At 69.2% G+C, this 12,791-nt stretch carries 10 protein-coding genes; 7 read left to right on the plus strand and 3 right to left on the minus strand.

What is annotated here, in order from left to right; all coding sequences use genetic code 11:
• Positions 1 to 29: 29 nt before the first annotated feature.
• Positions 30 to 875, minus strand: coding sequence for a hypothetical protein (locus tag C8E87_RS34475; RefSeq protein WP_133877605.1), 846 nt, complete (start codon positions 873 to 875; stop codon positions 30 to 32).
• Between the two features lie 54 nt (positions 876 to 929).
• Complete coding sequence (locus C8E87_RS46515) at positions 930 to 1,625, minus strand: DivIVA domain-containing protein (RefSeq protein ID WP_133877606.1); 696 nt, start codon at positions 1,623 to 1,625, stop codon at positions 930 to 932.
• Between the two features lie 135 nt (positions 1,626 to 1,760).
• On the opposite strand from C8E87_RS46515, the gene C8E87_RS34485 reads away from it, so the two are divergent.
• From C8E87_RS34485 to C8E87_RS34515, 7 genes are all read left to right on the plus strand, one after another.
• Entirely contained in the window at positions 1,761 to 2,105 is a 345-nt protein-coding gene (locus C8E87_RS34485; RefSeq protein ID WP_133877607.1) for an MmcQ/YjbR family DNA-binding protein, read from the plus strand.
• Positions 2,106 to 2,432: 327 nt separating this feature from the next.
• Complete coding sequence (locus C8E87_RS34490; RefSeq protein WP_133877608.1) at positions 2,433 to 4,022, plus strand: alpha/beta fold hydrolase; 1,590 nt, start codon at positions 2,433 to 2,435, stop codon at positions 4,020 to 4,022.
• A gap of 279 nt (positions 4,023 to 4,301) precedes the next feature.
• Entirely contained in the window at positions 4,302 to 5,441 is a 1,140-nt protein-coding gene (locus C8E87_RS34495; protein WP_133877609.1) for an AI-2E family transporter, read from the plus strand.
• A gap of 166 nt (positions 5,442 to 5,607) precedes the next feature.
• Positions 5,608 to 6,477 (plus strand): family 43 glycosylhydrolase, encoded by an 870-nt coding sequence (locus C8E87_RS34500; protein ID WP_133877610.1) that lies wholly within the window; start codon positions 5,608 to 5,610, stop codon positions 6,475 to 6,477.
• 9 nt (positions 6,478 to 6,486) lie between these two features.
• Positions 6,487 to 7,857 carry a glycoside hydrolase family 43 protein gene (locus tag C8E87_RS34505; protein WP_133877611.1) on the plus strand — a complete coding sequence of 457 codons (1,371 nt, stop codon included), beginning with the start codon at positions 6,487 to 6,489 and terminating at the stop codon, positions 7,855 to 7,857.
• Between the two features lie 502 nt (positions 7,858 to 8,359).
• Positions 8,360 to 9,340: a DUF3311 domain-containing protein gene (locus tag C8E87_RS45970; RefSeq protein ID WP_239080473.1), complete on the plus strand. Its 981-nt coding sequence runs from the start codon at positions 8,360 to 8,362 to the stop codon at positions 9,338 to 9,340.
• A gap of 47 nt (positions 9,341 to 9,387) precedes the next feature.
• Entirely contained in the window at positions 9,388 to 11,049 is a 1,662-nt protein-coding gene (locus C8E87_RS34515) for a sodium:solute symporter family protein (RefSeq protein WP_133879137.1), read from the plus strand.
• A 16-nt stretch (positions 11,050 to 11,065) separates the two neighbouring features.
• Here C8E87_RS34515 and C8E87_RS34520 read toward each other — a convergent pair whose 3' ends face one another.
• Entirely contained in the window at positions 11,066 to 12,700 is a 1,635-nt protein-coding gene (locus C8E87_RS34520; protein WP_133877612.1) for a glycoside hydrolase family 43 protein, read from the minus strand.
• Positions 12,701 to 12,791 lie beyond the last annotated feature (91 nt).

Below are 12,791 nucleotides of genomic sequence, written 5' to 3' on the forward strand. Positions count from 1 at the left end.
CTGTGCCCGGGCCCTCCGGCTGGTCGGTGTCAGCTGTTGCGGTGATGCCTCTGCACGAACGTGTAACCGGGCTTCAGGGGGCCGATGTCCTGGAACTGGCGGGCCTGGTGATAGAGGTCGAGCTGTTTCTGGGTGGGCTGGGCGCCGCGCGGCAACTTGCGGATGAAACCGGTCACCCAGTGCTCGCCGCGGTGCGACTCGACCGGGATCGGCTCGACCATCGGGGCGTAGAACACCATCTCGGCCGTCGCCTGCCCGTCGGCCGGGGGATACGACGGGTGGCCCGCCGAGTCGACGCTGCCGGTGACCCGGGTCAGGAAACCCTCACGGATCAGCTGGTCGACGGCGTTGCGCAGCAGGAAAGCGCCCTTCTGCCCCCGGCCCAGACCGGAGCGCTTGGCCAGCAGCTCCTCGGTCAGCACGGCGCTGCCGTCGTCGAACACCCGGCCCAGCTTCCGTACGGTGTGCAGCACCGCGCCCCGGTTCGACCTGTCCGGCCGGGAGTCGCGGGTGACCACCTTGGGGTCGTGCTCGTGCCAGTACTCCACCCCGTCGACACGCAGCGGCTCGTCGAGCGGGATCGTCCGGATGAGCGCCTCGTTCCTGCGCTCGTGCCACTCGACGGTGACGAAGGTGCCCGGGGGGATGTCGGCGGGCCAGGTCAGGCCGGTGAACTGCCACTCGACGTCCTGGCGGAGCTCGGACTCGAACTCCGTACGGGAAATGGCGCCTGCCTGCGGGCGGTGCTCGATCACCACCCGTACGTGGTGGGCCTTTTGCCCGGTTTCCTCAGGGCCGGCCTCGTCCGGGGCCGCGCACACGCCGCCCTCGAGATCAGACCGCCAGAGCGCAAGGCGGCGGCTCACCGTCCTCATGGCCGTAGAAGATACCTGGCCGGAGGCGGTGGCCGCCGTCGGCGACGCGGCGCGTCAGTCCAGGTCACGCCCGGAAGCGCTGTCCAGCTCCTGCAGCTGACGCTGGACGTGGTCGCCCAGGGCCTGCTGGTACGTCTGCGCCAGCCGGCCCAGCTTGTCGATCTCGTCGAGCGCCGCGTTCCGCTTGTCGACCAGGCCGTTCATGGCCTCGGTGTGCTTGCGGCGGGCGTCGCTCTCGATCGTGCTGGCGGTCAGCTGGGCGTCACTGGTGATCTTGTCGGATTCCGACTGGGCGTTCTCTATCAACGTCTCGGCCTCGGCCCGGGCGTCACGCATGTGGTCGTCGGCCGTGCGGCGGGCCATCATCAGCACCGGCGAGTCGGCGGCGTCGGCCGAGGCGGGCGGCGGACCCGTGGGCGCCTCGCGGCGGGCCCGCTCGAGCTGCGTCTGCATGCTGCGCGCGTTCTGCTCCGCGCGGGCGCGGGCCTCCTGCAGCCGGCCCAGCTGGGCGGTGAGGTCGGACAGCTCCGCCTCGAGCGCGCGGTTGTTCGGCCCCGGCGCGGCGGGACCGGCCGGGCCGCCCACCCGCTGAGCCTGATCCTGAAGGGCGCGGTTCTCCTCGAGGAGGCGGATCAGCTCCTGCTCGACCTCGTCGAGGAAGGCGTCGACGTCTTCCTCGTCATACCCCCGCTTGCCGATCGCCGGCTTCTTGAAAGCCACGTTGTGAACGTCGGCTGGCGTTAGCGGCATCGTGCTCCTCGGCTTCCCTGCTTTACAGCGGTGCTTGTACAACTGTGCCGCCGCATACTACGCACAGATCGTGGTGTCGCGCCTCCGGTGGCATAGCATCAGTCGCCGACCCGACGGGCATGGAAGGATCTTGCGGTGGCCGACGCCGACGACGTACGCCGATTGGCCCTCGCTCTGCCCGGCACGGTCGAGATCGACAGCGAGGGCTTCGACTTCCGGGTCGGCAACAAGGGCTTCGTCTGGTCGTATCCGCAGCGTGAGCCGGGTAAACCCAGGACGATCCGAACCGACGTGGCGGTACTCTTCGTCGGTGACGAGGCCGAGAAACAGGCCCTCGTCCTGGGCGAACCCGACTTGTTCTTCACCGTCCCGTCCTACGACGGGCTACCGCTGGTGATGTGCCGGCTCCCCAAAGTGACCGTGGCGCGTCTGGAGGAACTGATCACAGACGCCTGGGACATGCGACGCCCGCCCGAATAGTTCGCAACCGCGAACCAGAGGCCACCCCTCCTCGTCACTCTCCGTCACCTCATCCCCCTCGGCCACGATGGCGGTATTCGTCATGCCGGCGAGCGTGCCGCCACCCGCTGACCGCCCACGCACGAACCACTGACCGCCACTGACCGCGCCGCCCTCCACAGGGGTCTGTCAGCCCGGCAGGCGTGGTCGCCATCCCCCGTGCGAGCTACCAGAACCTGATCACTCCAGGGTGACGTGAGCCGGGTTCCGCTCTCGATAGCTTCGTCGCCAGCAGCACGGACCGCCTGGGCGAACAAGGTCCGCCGAGCCGATCGAAGGAAGAGGGCGATGAACAAGACACGTAGTGCCGGGGTATCCGGCCGGTCACGGGGCCGCCGGTTCGCCACGGCCCTGACGGCCGCGACACTGGCTGTGGCCGGCGCGGCCGCCTGCAGCGACGCCGCGCACGAAGAAGACCGCCCCGCGCCCGCGGAGCGGGCCAAGGCCGCCGCGATCGAGTGGGGACCCTGCCCGGAGACGGCGAAAGGAGTGGCCCGGGATCCCAAGCTGACCTGTTCAACGGTCAAGGTCCCGCTGAACTACGACAAGCCGGACGGCACGTCCATCGAGGTGGCGATCTCCCGGCTGGCCGCCGCCGACACCGGGAGGCGGCACGGCGTTCTGCTGCTGAACCCGGGCGGCCCCGCCCTGTCAGGCATCGACATGCCGGGCATGATGGCACCGGCACTGCCGAAATCCGTCCTGGACGGCTACGACCTGATCGGCTTCGATCCGCGTGGGGTCGCGCACAGCACGCCGCAAAGCTGCGGCCTCGAGGTCGCCGGCGTGCCCGGGCTTTTTCCCTATCCCGCAGCGAACGGCACGATCGACGCGAACGTCCAGCTGGCCCGGACCGAAGCTCAGAAGTGCGCCGCCACGGCCGGAGACAACCTTCGGTACTTCACCACGGCCAACACCGCTCGTGACCTGGACCGCATCCGCGAGGCGCTCGGCGAGGAGAAGATCTCCTACTGGGGCCAGTCCTACGGCACCTACCTGGGCGCCGTCTACAGCTCGCTGTACCCGGAGCACACCGACCGCATGATCCTCGAAGGCAACATCGACTCCACCAAGGTCTGGTCCGGCGAGGTTGAGGGCTGGGGCAAGAGCATGGCCGAGCGGTTCCCCGACGCGGCCGCCGTCGCCGCGGCAAAGAACGACACACTCGGGCTCGGCCGCACCGTCGACGAGGTCACCCGGACCTATCTCGCGCTCGCGGATCGCCTCGACCGTAAGCCGGCGCCCGTTCCGGGCACGCAGCAATTCATGAACGGAGCGATCCTGCGCACCACCACCTACGCGCTGCTCCTCGACAACAAGAACCTGCCGATACTCGCGCAGGTCTGGAAGGCGGTCGCGAACCTTGCGGACGGTCAGCTCACCGCAGCCGACGGCGAAGTGCTCAAGCAGGTGTTCGCGGAGACGCCGCCCACTCCGGGCGTCCCCGCTGACAACCAGGCAACCATGTTCCTGGCGCTCGTCTGTGGTGACGCCAAGTGGTCAAACGACGTTGCCGGCTATGCCACCCGCAGCGCCGCCCACCGCAAGGCCTGGCCACTGACGGCGGGCATGCCGGCCAACATCTGGCCGTGCGCCTTCTGGAAAGCCCCGATCGAGAAGCCGGTCACCGTGACCGACAAGGGCCCTGGTGAGATCCTGATCCTGCAGAACCGCCGGGACCACGCCACGTCGTGGGACTCCGGACAAGGGCTGCGCAAGGTCCTCGGCGACCGTGCCGCCTTCGTCGGTGTCGACAACGGCGGGCACTACGTCTACAAGCAGGGCTCGGCCTGCGCCGACCAGGCAACTGTCGACTTCCTGAACACCGGCCGCCTGCCGGACGAGGACGTCTTCTGCGCCGACGTCAAGCAGGGCTGACAAGACCGGTGCGGGCGGCCTTCCTCGTCGGGAGGCGGCCCGCTTGGCTGTGGACGACCCGCGCTCTCGGTCGTTGCCGGGCTTGAGCAGCCCGATGAGTTGTTCACACTGTTCGGGCACGGCGCGCAACCGTGTGCCACCGGCCGCGGGGGACCGGCCGGTGAGCGTCGGACCCAGGACCCCGTACGGCATGTGCCCATTCTTTCCCATGCCCGTGATGCGCGTGATCCTCCGGGTGTCGCCCAGCGGCGCGAGCCGGCCCTCTCTAAGGTGATCGGCATGCCTGCCTCTCTGAATGCGGACAAGACCAGGTCCGCGTTACGCACCACGGCCGTGCTGTCGGCGCAGACGCTGGTCGTCCTGCTCCTGGCGTACGTGCTGCTGTGGATGATGGGCCGGGCCTGGTCGGTGATCTGGCCGCTGGTCATCGCGCTGCTGATCACCACGCTGACCTGGCCGATCGCCCGATTTCTGCGCGACCGCCTGAGGTTCAGGCCCGCCCTGGCCGCCGGCGTCGTCACCGTTCTCTTCCTGGTCGTCATGGCGGGCGTCCTGGTGGTCATCATCGTGCCGGTGGCGAACCAGTCCGGCGAACTCGCCGACGGGGTGGTCAACGGCATCCAGCAGGTCCGCGAGTGGGCGTCCGGCCCGCCGCTGAACTTCGGCGACGACGACATCAGCCAGACCCTCGACACCGTCGTGGCCGAGCTGCAGAGCCGCGCCAGCAGCATCGTCAACTACACCCTGACCGGCCTCAACACGGTGGTCAACGGCGTGGTCACCACCGTGCTGGCGCTGTTCCTGATGTTCTTCTTCCTCAAGGACGGGCCGCGTTTCCTGCCGTGGCTGTCGCGTCAGCTGCCCGGCCGTCTCGCCGTCGACGTCCCGACCGTGATGCACCGCGGCTGGGACACGCTCGGCGCGTTCGTGCGGTCGCAGGCGTTCGTGGGCCTGCTCGACGCGGTCTTCATCGGCCTCGGCCTGTGGATCGTCGGCGTGCCGCTGGTGCTGCCGCTGGCCGTGCTGACGTTCATCACCGCGTTCATCCCGATCGTCGGGGCGCTGTTCGCCGGGTTCGTGGCCGTGCTGATCGCGCTGGTCACGCAGGGCTGGGTCGACGCGCTGATCGTGCTGGCCATCATCATCGTCGTGCAGCAGCTGGAGGGCAACGTCTTCCAGCCCATGGTGCAGAGCCGGGGCCTCGGCCTGCACGCCGCCGTGGTGCTGCTGGCGGTGACGCTGGGTGGTGGCCTGGCCGGCATCATCGGCGCGTTGCTGGCCGTGCCGGTGGCCGCCCTGGTGTCGGTGGTCTACACCTACATCCGCGAGCAGCTGAGCGACGAGCCGCCGCCGCCCGAGCCGGAGCCGGACATCCCGCCGGATCCCGCTCCCGACGGCGAGGAACCGTCGATGGTCTAGTTTTCCCAGGGGCACGCCGACTGTGGCGTGCCCCTTCTTCTTGACAGCTTGGCAACGTTAACGCAATCATTCAGCAACTTCGCTTTCTTGCGCCGATCAAGCACCGAAAACCGCAAGTAGCTGGATGCACTTGCGCGTGTTAACGATAACAACGTTGAGGAGCGCGATGAAGACTCGACCACGGTTCGCCCGCTGGCTGGCCGCCCTGCTCGGCGCGGCCGCCGTCCTCACTGTCCCCGCCCCGGCCAGCGCCGCCACCACGCTCGTCTACGCCACTTTCAAGGGCGACGCCCAGGCCGACGAGGAGTTGTGGCTCTACCAGTCCACGAACGGCGGAACGAGCTACAGCGTCCTCGCGGACACGAACTTCCACGGCCCGACCGGGGTCCTGCGCGACCCGAGCATCCTCAAGCGCAACGGGCGCTACTACATCGCGTACACGGTGCAGTCCTGGACCACCAACTCGACGTACTTCAACATCGCCAGCAGCACGAACCTGACCACCTGGACGAACATCGCCAGCATCCCGTCGGGCATCGCGGACACCCGCTTCACCTGGGCCCCCGAGTTCTATGTCGAGGGCGGCGCGGTGCACGTCATCACCAGCGTGGCCGCCACGACCTGTTCCAACTGCTTTCGCCCGTACGTCTACACGGCGCGCAACACCGAGCTGACGTCCTGGAGCGGGCCCGCGCAGATGTGGGGCCTCGGCACCAACCACATCGACACGTACGTGGTCAAGAACGGCAACACGTGGCATGCGTTCACCAAGGACGAGACCGGCAAGTACATCGAGCACTGGACCACGACGGCCGGCCTCACCGCGGGCTGGATCAACCGCGGCCGCCTCTGGTCGTCGGGCTACGAGGGCCCGTCCCTGGTCCGCCTCGACGACGGCAGCTGGCGCATCTACGTCGACCGCTACAGCACCGGCGGCGGCATCTACACGGCGACCAGCACCGACCTGAACACGTGGACCGGCCTGACCTCGGTCGGCTGCGCGGGCTGCCGGCACGGCACCGCCATCCCCCGATAGGAGCCCTCCATGAAGCGTCGCACCCTGCTCACCGCGGCCGGAGCCGTCGGCGTCGGAGCGCTCCTGCGTCCCGGCGCCGCCCAGGCCGCCACCTACACCGGCTACGCGATGGCCTACTTCACCGAGTCGCCCACCATGGCCGCCGCCGGTTACAACCTGTACCTCGCGGTCAGCTCGGACGGCCTCAACTGGACCCCGCTCAACCAGAACAACCCCGTCGCCGACCCCACCCAGGGCAGCGGGGGCCTGCGCGACCCGTTCATCCTGCGCAAACAGGACGGCACGTTCGTCGTGATCGCGACCGACCTGAACGGCACCGACTGGGCGTACCAGAGCCAGTACCTGCACGTCTGGGACTCGGCCGACCTGCGCTCGTTCCGCAACTACCGGCTGCTGAAGGTGCATTCGCTGGCCACCCACGCCTGGGCGCCCGAGGCGGTCTGGGACCCGGCCCGCGGCCGGTACGCCGTCGTCTACTCCGCGGTCGTCGGCGGCCACAACGTGCTGATGGTCAGCTACACCAGCGACTTCGTCACGGCCACCACCGGCCAGGTGTTCTTCGACCCCGGCTACGACGCGATCGACGGCAACTTCGTGACGGTCGGCGGGGTCAACTACATGTACTACAAGAACAACACCAACAGCACGTTGCTGGGCGCCCGTTCGAACTCGTTCAATCCCGGCAGCTTCAGCGTCCACACCGGCGCGATCGGCCCCGGCCGCGGTGTCGAGGCCCCGCAGATCGTCAAGTCGAACACCGCCGACACGTGGCACATGTGGGGCGACACGTGGAGCCCGAACGGCCGCTTCTTCTGCTGGCAAACCACCGACGTGGCCGGCGGCTCCTGGGCGTTGCTGAACGATCGTGCCTACACCCAGCCGCTCAACTCCAAGCACCTCGGCATGACCCCGATCACCGCGACCGAGATGTCGGGGCTCATTTCCACGTACGGGACCCCGGCCTGGCGCCGGCTCAAGTCGTACAACTTCCCCGACCGTTATGTCCGGCACGCCAACAGTGTCGCGCGCATCGACGTCTACCCCTTCGACCCGTACCAGGACCAGCTCTGGACCTTGACGCCCGGCCTGGCCGACTCGTCGGGCGTATCGTTCCGCTCGGTGAACTACCCCGACCGCTACCTGCGGCACTCGAACTACGCGATGGTGCTCGCCACCAACGACGGCACGGCGGCCTTCCGCGCCGACGCCACGTTCCACCTGACCGCGGGTCTCGCCGACTCCTCCTGGACGTCGTTCCGCTCTCACAACTTCCCGGACCGCTACCTCCGCCACTACGGCTACGTCCTGCGCATCGACCCGATCACGAGCAGTTCACCTGCCACCGACAAACAAGACGCCACCTTCCGGATCGGCTACTGAAGAACCAGTAGTTCTGAGGCGGAAGTCGGTGTGGGCGCCGGCGAACGGGCCGGGCAGCTCCTGCCGTGCGTCCTCGCCGGTGGAGAGTCCGGCGGCGTCGAGCGGGCAGGCCGTCAGACGTCGTGGATCGGTGATGCTCACATGCTGTTGGAAGCGAATGTCATTAGCAAGTAGGCGCCGCCGTTCCTCTCACTCGGTGTGATCCGCCGGCCCCGCTGACCGGACCCGGGACGTGGTGGGCCGCTCCCGCCCCGTAGGCGATGTTTTTGCAGTTGGGGTGTAACTTGCGGATCCGGGCGTGTCGCCTCGGAAGGTGCACGCAAGGGATCGCGGCGACGAGCCTTCGCGACTCTGCGTAGCGACCTGCGGTTTTGGGCCTCCCGTCGTTGGTCCTGTGTGGACTGCGGAGACGGAGATCTATTCAGCCGAATGGCTGATGCGAGTGATCAAGATCACGTGTCACAGTGCGCAGCGACCGTGTGATCACGCTCCGGAGGCAGCAATGGCGCACACTCCGTCCGTACCCCCCGACTGGCACCAAGCACACCCGGCCGCGGAACCCTCCAGCTCGCCCACCGCCGGCACGCCGCCGACCGTCGGGACGCCGGCGACCTACGGGAACTCGTCCGCCGCCGCGTCGGTGCCCGTCGTCGGGACGGCCGCCATCGTGACGCCGCCCGGCGCCGAGGCGGCGGAGGCCGGAGGCGCGCACTACTCGCCTCCACCATGGACGGCCGATTCCCAGGCCCCGTACGGTCAGAGCCCGCCGTGGAAGCGGCCGGAGGACTTCCTGACGCGGCCGGCCCCGGCGCAAGCGCAACCTCCGCAGTGGGGCGCACCGCCGAACGGGGGTGCCACGCAGCAACCGGGCGGGCCGGCGCAGTGGGCGGCGGCACACCCCGGGCGGCCCACTTTGCCGAGGGAACAACCGCCGCTGCCGGCGTGGACCCGCAGGCCGGAGAGCGAACCGCCCTACCCGCCCGAGGACGGGATGGCGGGGCCGCGGCCGGCCCGGCTGGCCAATGTCAGGGAGGCCTGGATCGCCGCGGATGACACGGCGTGGGCGGGAACCGCGCCGGCTCCGGTGAGCCCGCAACCTCAGAACGCGAGCGGCGTGGCGGGACGGCTGGCGGGTGGGGTCGCGGCCCGGTTCGCGGAGGGGGCGGCCCGGCTGGCGAACGAGCCGGGAACCCGTACGGGGGATGCCACGTCGGCGCCGGTGAGCATTCCGCACGGCTCGGCCGCTCGGGTCGCGCGGCACCGCACCGGGGAGTGGCCGACCGTACGGGCGAAGACGGGGCGGCTGGACAAGAACCGATGGCATTGGCTTCTGCTGGTGCCGATCGTGTTGCCGCTCATGCCGGTCATCTACAACCGGACGGACCCGGCGTTGTTCGGGATGCCGTTCTTCTACTGGTGTCAGCTCGGCTTCGCGTTCCTGGCCAGCGGCGTGATCGCCTTCGTGCACATGAAGGTCAGGTGAGCACGCAACTGGCCGTCTTCGTGGCGGTCTTCGGCACGGTCGCGATCATGGGCTTCGCGGCGGCGAAGTGGCGGCGGCCCGACTCGATCCACACGCTCGAGGAGTGGGGCCTGGGTGGCCGCGCGTTCGGCAACTGGGTCACGTTCTTCCTGCTCAGCGGCGACGTCTACACCGCGTACACGTTCGTTGCCGTGCCGACGCTCGTCTACGGCATGGGCGCGGCCGGATTCTTCCCGGTGCCGTTCCTGGTGATCGTCTATCCGATGCTGTTCGTTGTGCTGGCGCGCTTCTGGTCGGTCTGTCACGTGCACGGTTTCGTCACGCCGGCTGAGTTCGTCCGGGCCCGGTTCGGCTCGCGGGGCATCGGGACGGCGGTCGCCGTGCTCGGCATCGTCGCGACCATGCCGTACATCGCCCTGCAGCTGATCGGCATGGAGGCCGTCTTCGAGGTCATGGGCCTGCCCAAGGGCTGGCCGCTCACGCTCGCCTTCGCCGTGCTCGCGCTCTACACGTTCAACTCCGGGCTGCGCGGGCCGGCGCTCGTCTCCATCGTCAAGGACGCCCTGATCCTCTGGGCTGTCCTGGCCGTGCTGATGATCGTCGCGATGACGCCGGGACAGTGGGACACGATCTTCCGGATCGCCGAGAACCGGTACGCGACCACGCCCCGCACGGATGACGGTTTGTTGCTGCCCGCCCAGAGCCAGCTGAACTACGTCACGCTCGCGCTCGGCTCGGCCGTCGCGCTGTTCCTGTACCCGCACACGCTCACCGGGGTCCTCGCGTCCCGCAACCGCAGCACGTTGCGCCGCAACCTGGCCGTCCTGCCGATCTACACGCTCACCCTCGGCGTGCTGATGCTGGTCGGTTTCGCCGCGCTGTACAGCGAGGTCCAGCCGGTCGGCGGCAACGCGAACACGGTGGTGCCGCAGTGGTTCAACGAGAACGCTCCGGCCTGGAGCGCCGGCCTGGCGTTCGCGGCGATCGGGGTGGGGGCCATGGTGCCGGCCGCCATCATGTCGATCGCCGCCGCGAACCTGTTCACCCGCGACATCTACCGCGTCTATCTGCGCCCGCAGGCGTCGGCGCGCGAGGAGACGTACGTGAGCAAGTCCGTGTCCCTGACCGTCAAATTCGGCGCGCTTCTGATCCTGCTGCTGCTGAACACGCAGTTCGCGATCGACCTGCAGCTCATCGGCGGGGTCGTGATCATGCAGACGTTGCCCGCGGTCGCGCTCGGCCTCTACACGAACTGGTTCCATCGGTGGGCCCTCGGTCTCGGCATGGGCGCCGGGCTCGTGCTCGGGGTGTTCATGCTCTGGCAGGTGCCCAAGCTCGGCGGCGCTGACGGCCGTGAGGTGGTGCGCGAGCACTTCGGCGGTTCGGCCTGGCCGCTGAACAACCTCGGGTTCGACACGGACGCCACCATCTACGTCGGCATCGTCGCGCTCCTGGCCAACCTGATCGTCGCGGCGGCCGCAACACCGGTGCTGCGCGCCCTGGACATCCCGGACGGCCGGGACGAGACCCGGGAACACGACTATGTCGCGGACGAGGGCGACCCCACCGTACGGAGAATGACCGAAATCATCGACGGCGACCCCGTCCCCGAGCAGCAACCGGCGTCGTTCTTCACCCCCGTGGGCCCACGCGCCGGAGCGGGCACGGTGGAGGACGACCCGTCCCGGCGGGCGTACCGGCGCCTGTAGGGGACCCGTCGCGACCCTATGACGAGATGCGGTAGGAGGCGCTGTCGAAGTCGGCGTACGCACCCTCACGGCCCAGGTCCTGCACCCACAGGCCCACGAACGCGCCGGTGAAACCCCAGGCGGCGGGCTCGCCGTTCACCGTCAGGGCGGCGTACTCGTCGGAGAGCGTGGTCGCGTCGAGCACCGGGCCGGCCTGCTGCCAGGCGCCGTCGGGCCGGGCGTACGCGAAGGTCAACGACGGGCCCTCGAAGCGCAACCGCATTCGGACCGGGCCTGGGGAGGGGATCGGGGCGCGCACCCCGGGCACGATCGTCACCTGACCGCTGTCGCAGGCGATCAGGTCGATGATCGGCGCACCGTCGTCGTCGGCGGTGACGTGCAGGTAGTACCAGTTGCGGGTGTTGTAGTACGCGGTGATACCGGCGAGTTGCCGATAGTTGCGCGGCTCGAACTCCATGGTCGCCTCGAACGTGCAGTCCGCGGCCACCACCCGCCGCGCGACCAGGCTCGGTTTGTGGCGGCCCAGCGGCGACAAGCCGCCGTGGATGCGCAGGTGTGACGGCCGCTCGGACAGCGACACCCAGTCTGGCGTGGCCGGCCGGCGCAGCGTCGACCAGTTGACGCCCAGCGCGGCGCCGTCGAAGTCGTCGTCCTCCACCTGCTCGGAGGAGACCGGCCGGGCCACCGGGACGTCGACCCCGCGCGGCGCGGCCACCGAGGTGGCGGGCACCCCGCCGGCGATGCGCGGCCACCCGTCCGGCGTCCACGTCACCTCCTGGATCGCCGACTCGCGGCCCAGCACACAACGGCCCAGCTGCGAATACGGACGGCCGACGAGGTGCGCGAGATACCACTGCCCGCCTGGGGTCTCGACCAGGCTGCCGTGCCCGGCCTTCTGCAACTCGAGCGACGGATCGCCGGCCGAGGTGAGCAGCGGGCCGGCCGGATCGGCCAGGTAAGGGCCCAGCAGGTGGCTCGACCGCGCCACCGTCACCTGATGCGCCCAGCTCGTCCCGCCCTCGGCGGTGACCAGGTAATACCAGCCGTCCTTGCGGTACAGGTTGGGCGCCTCGGTCACCGCGGCCGACGTGCCGGTGAAGATCATGTGCTCCGGGCCGATGAGCTCGCGGGCGTCACGGTCGTACTGCTGGATCGAGATGCCGGCGAAGCGGTTCCGGCCGGGGCGCCAGTCGGCCACCATCGACAGCATCCAGGTGGTGCCGTCGTCGTCGTGGAACAGCGACGCGTCGAAGCCCCGGCCGTGCAGCACCACCGGGTCGGACCACGGGCCGGTCGGCGTCGGGCCGGTCACCAGGAAGTTCTGCGGATCCCAGAACCCGCCCGCGAACGTGGCGACGTCGGAGTAGAGCAGGAAGAACTGCCCGTGCGCGTACGTCAGGCTGGGCGCCCACACGCCGTTCGAGTCGCCCGTGCCGGTCAGGTCGAGCAGGCGCTTCTCGTTCAGCGCGCCCCCGAGCGGCGTCCAGTCGACCAGATTGACCGAGTGATGCACCCGTACGCCCGGATACCACTCGAACGTGGACGTGGCGATGTAGTAGTCGTCGCCCACCCGCAGGATCGACGGGTCGGGGTGGAACCCCGGCAGCACGGGGTTGCTGATCCCTCGGAGCGCCGTCTCAACGATCGTCATGAATTTCCCCCCGATGCGATCCCGCAAGTTCCAAGACTCTATCGCAAGTTCCGACCGCGTCGGGCGCAGGTTTGCCGGGCGCGGCGCACGC

This window comes from Paractinoplanes brasiliensis, from assembly GCF_004362215.1.
Classification (GTDB): Bacteria; Actinomycetota; Actinomycetes; order Mycobacteriales; family Micromonosporaceae; genus Actinoplanes; species Actinoplanes brasiliensis.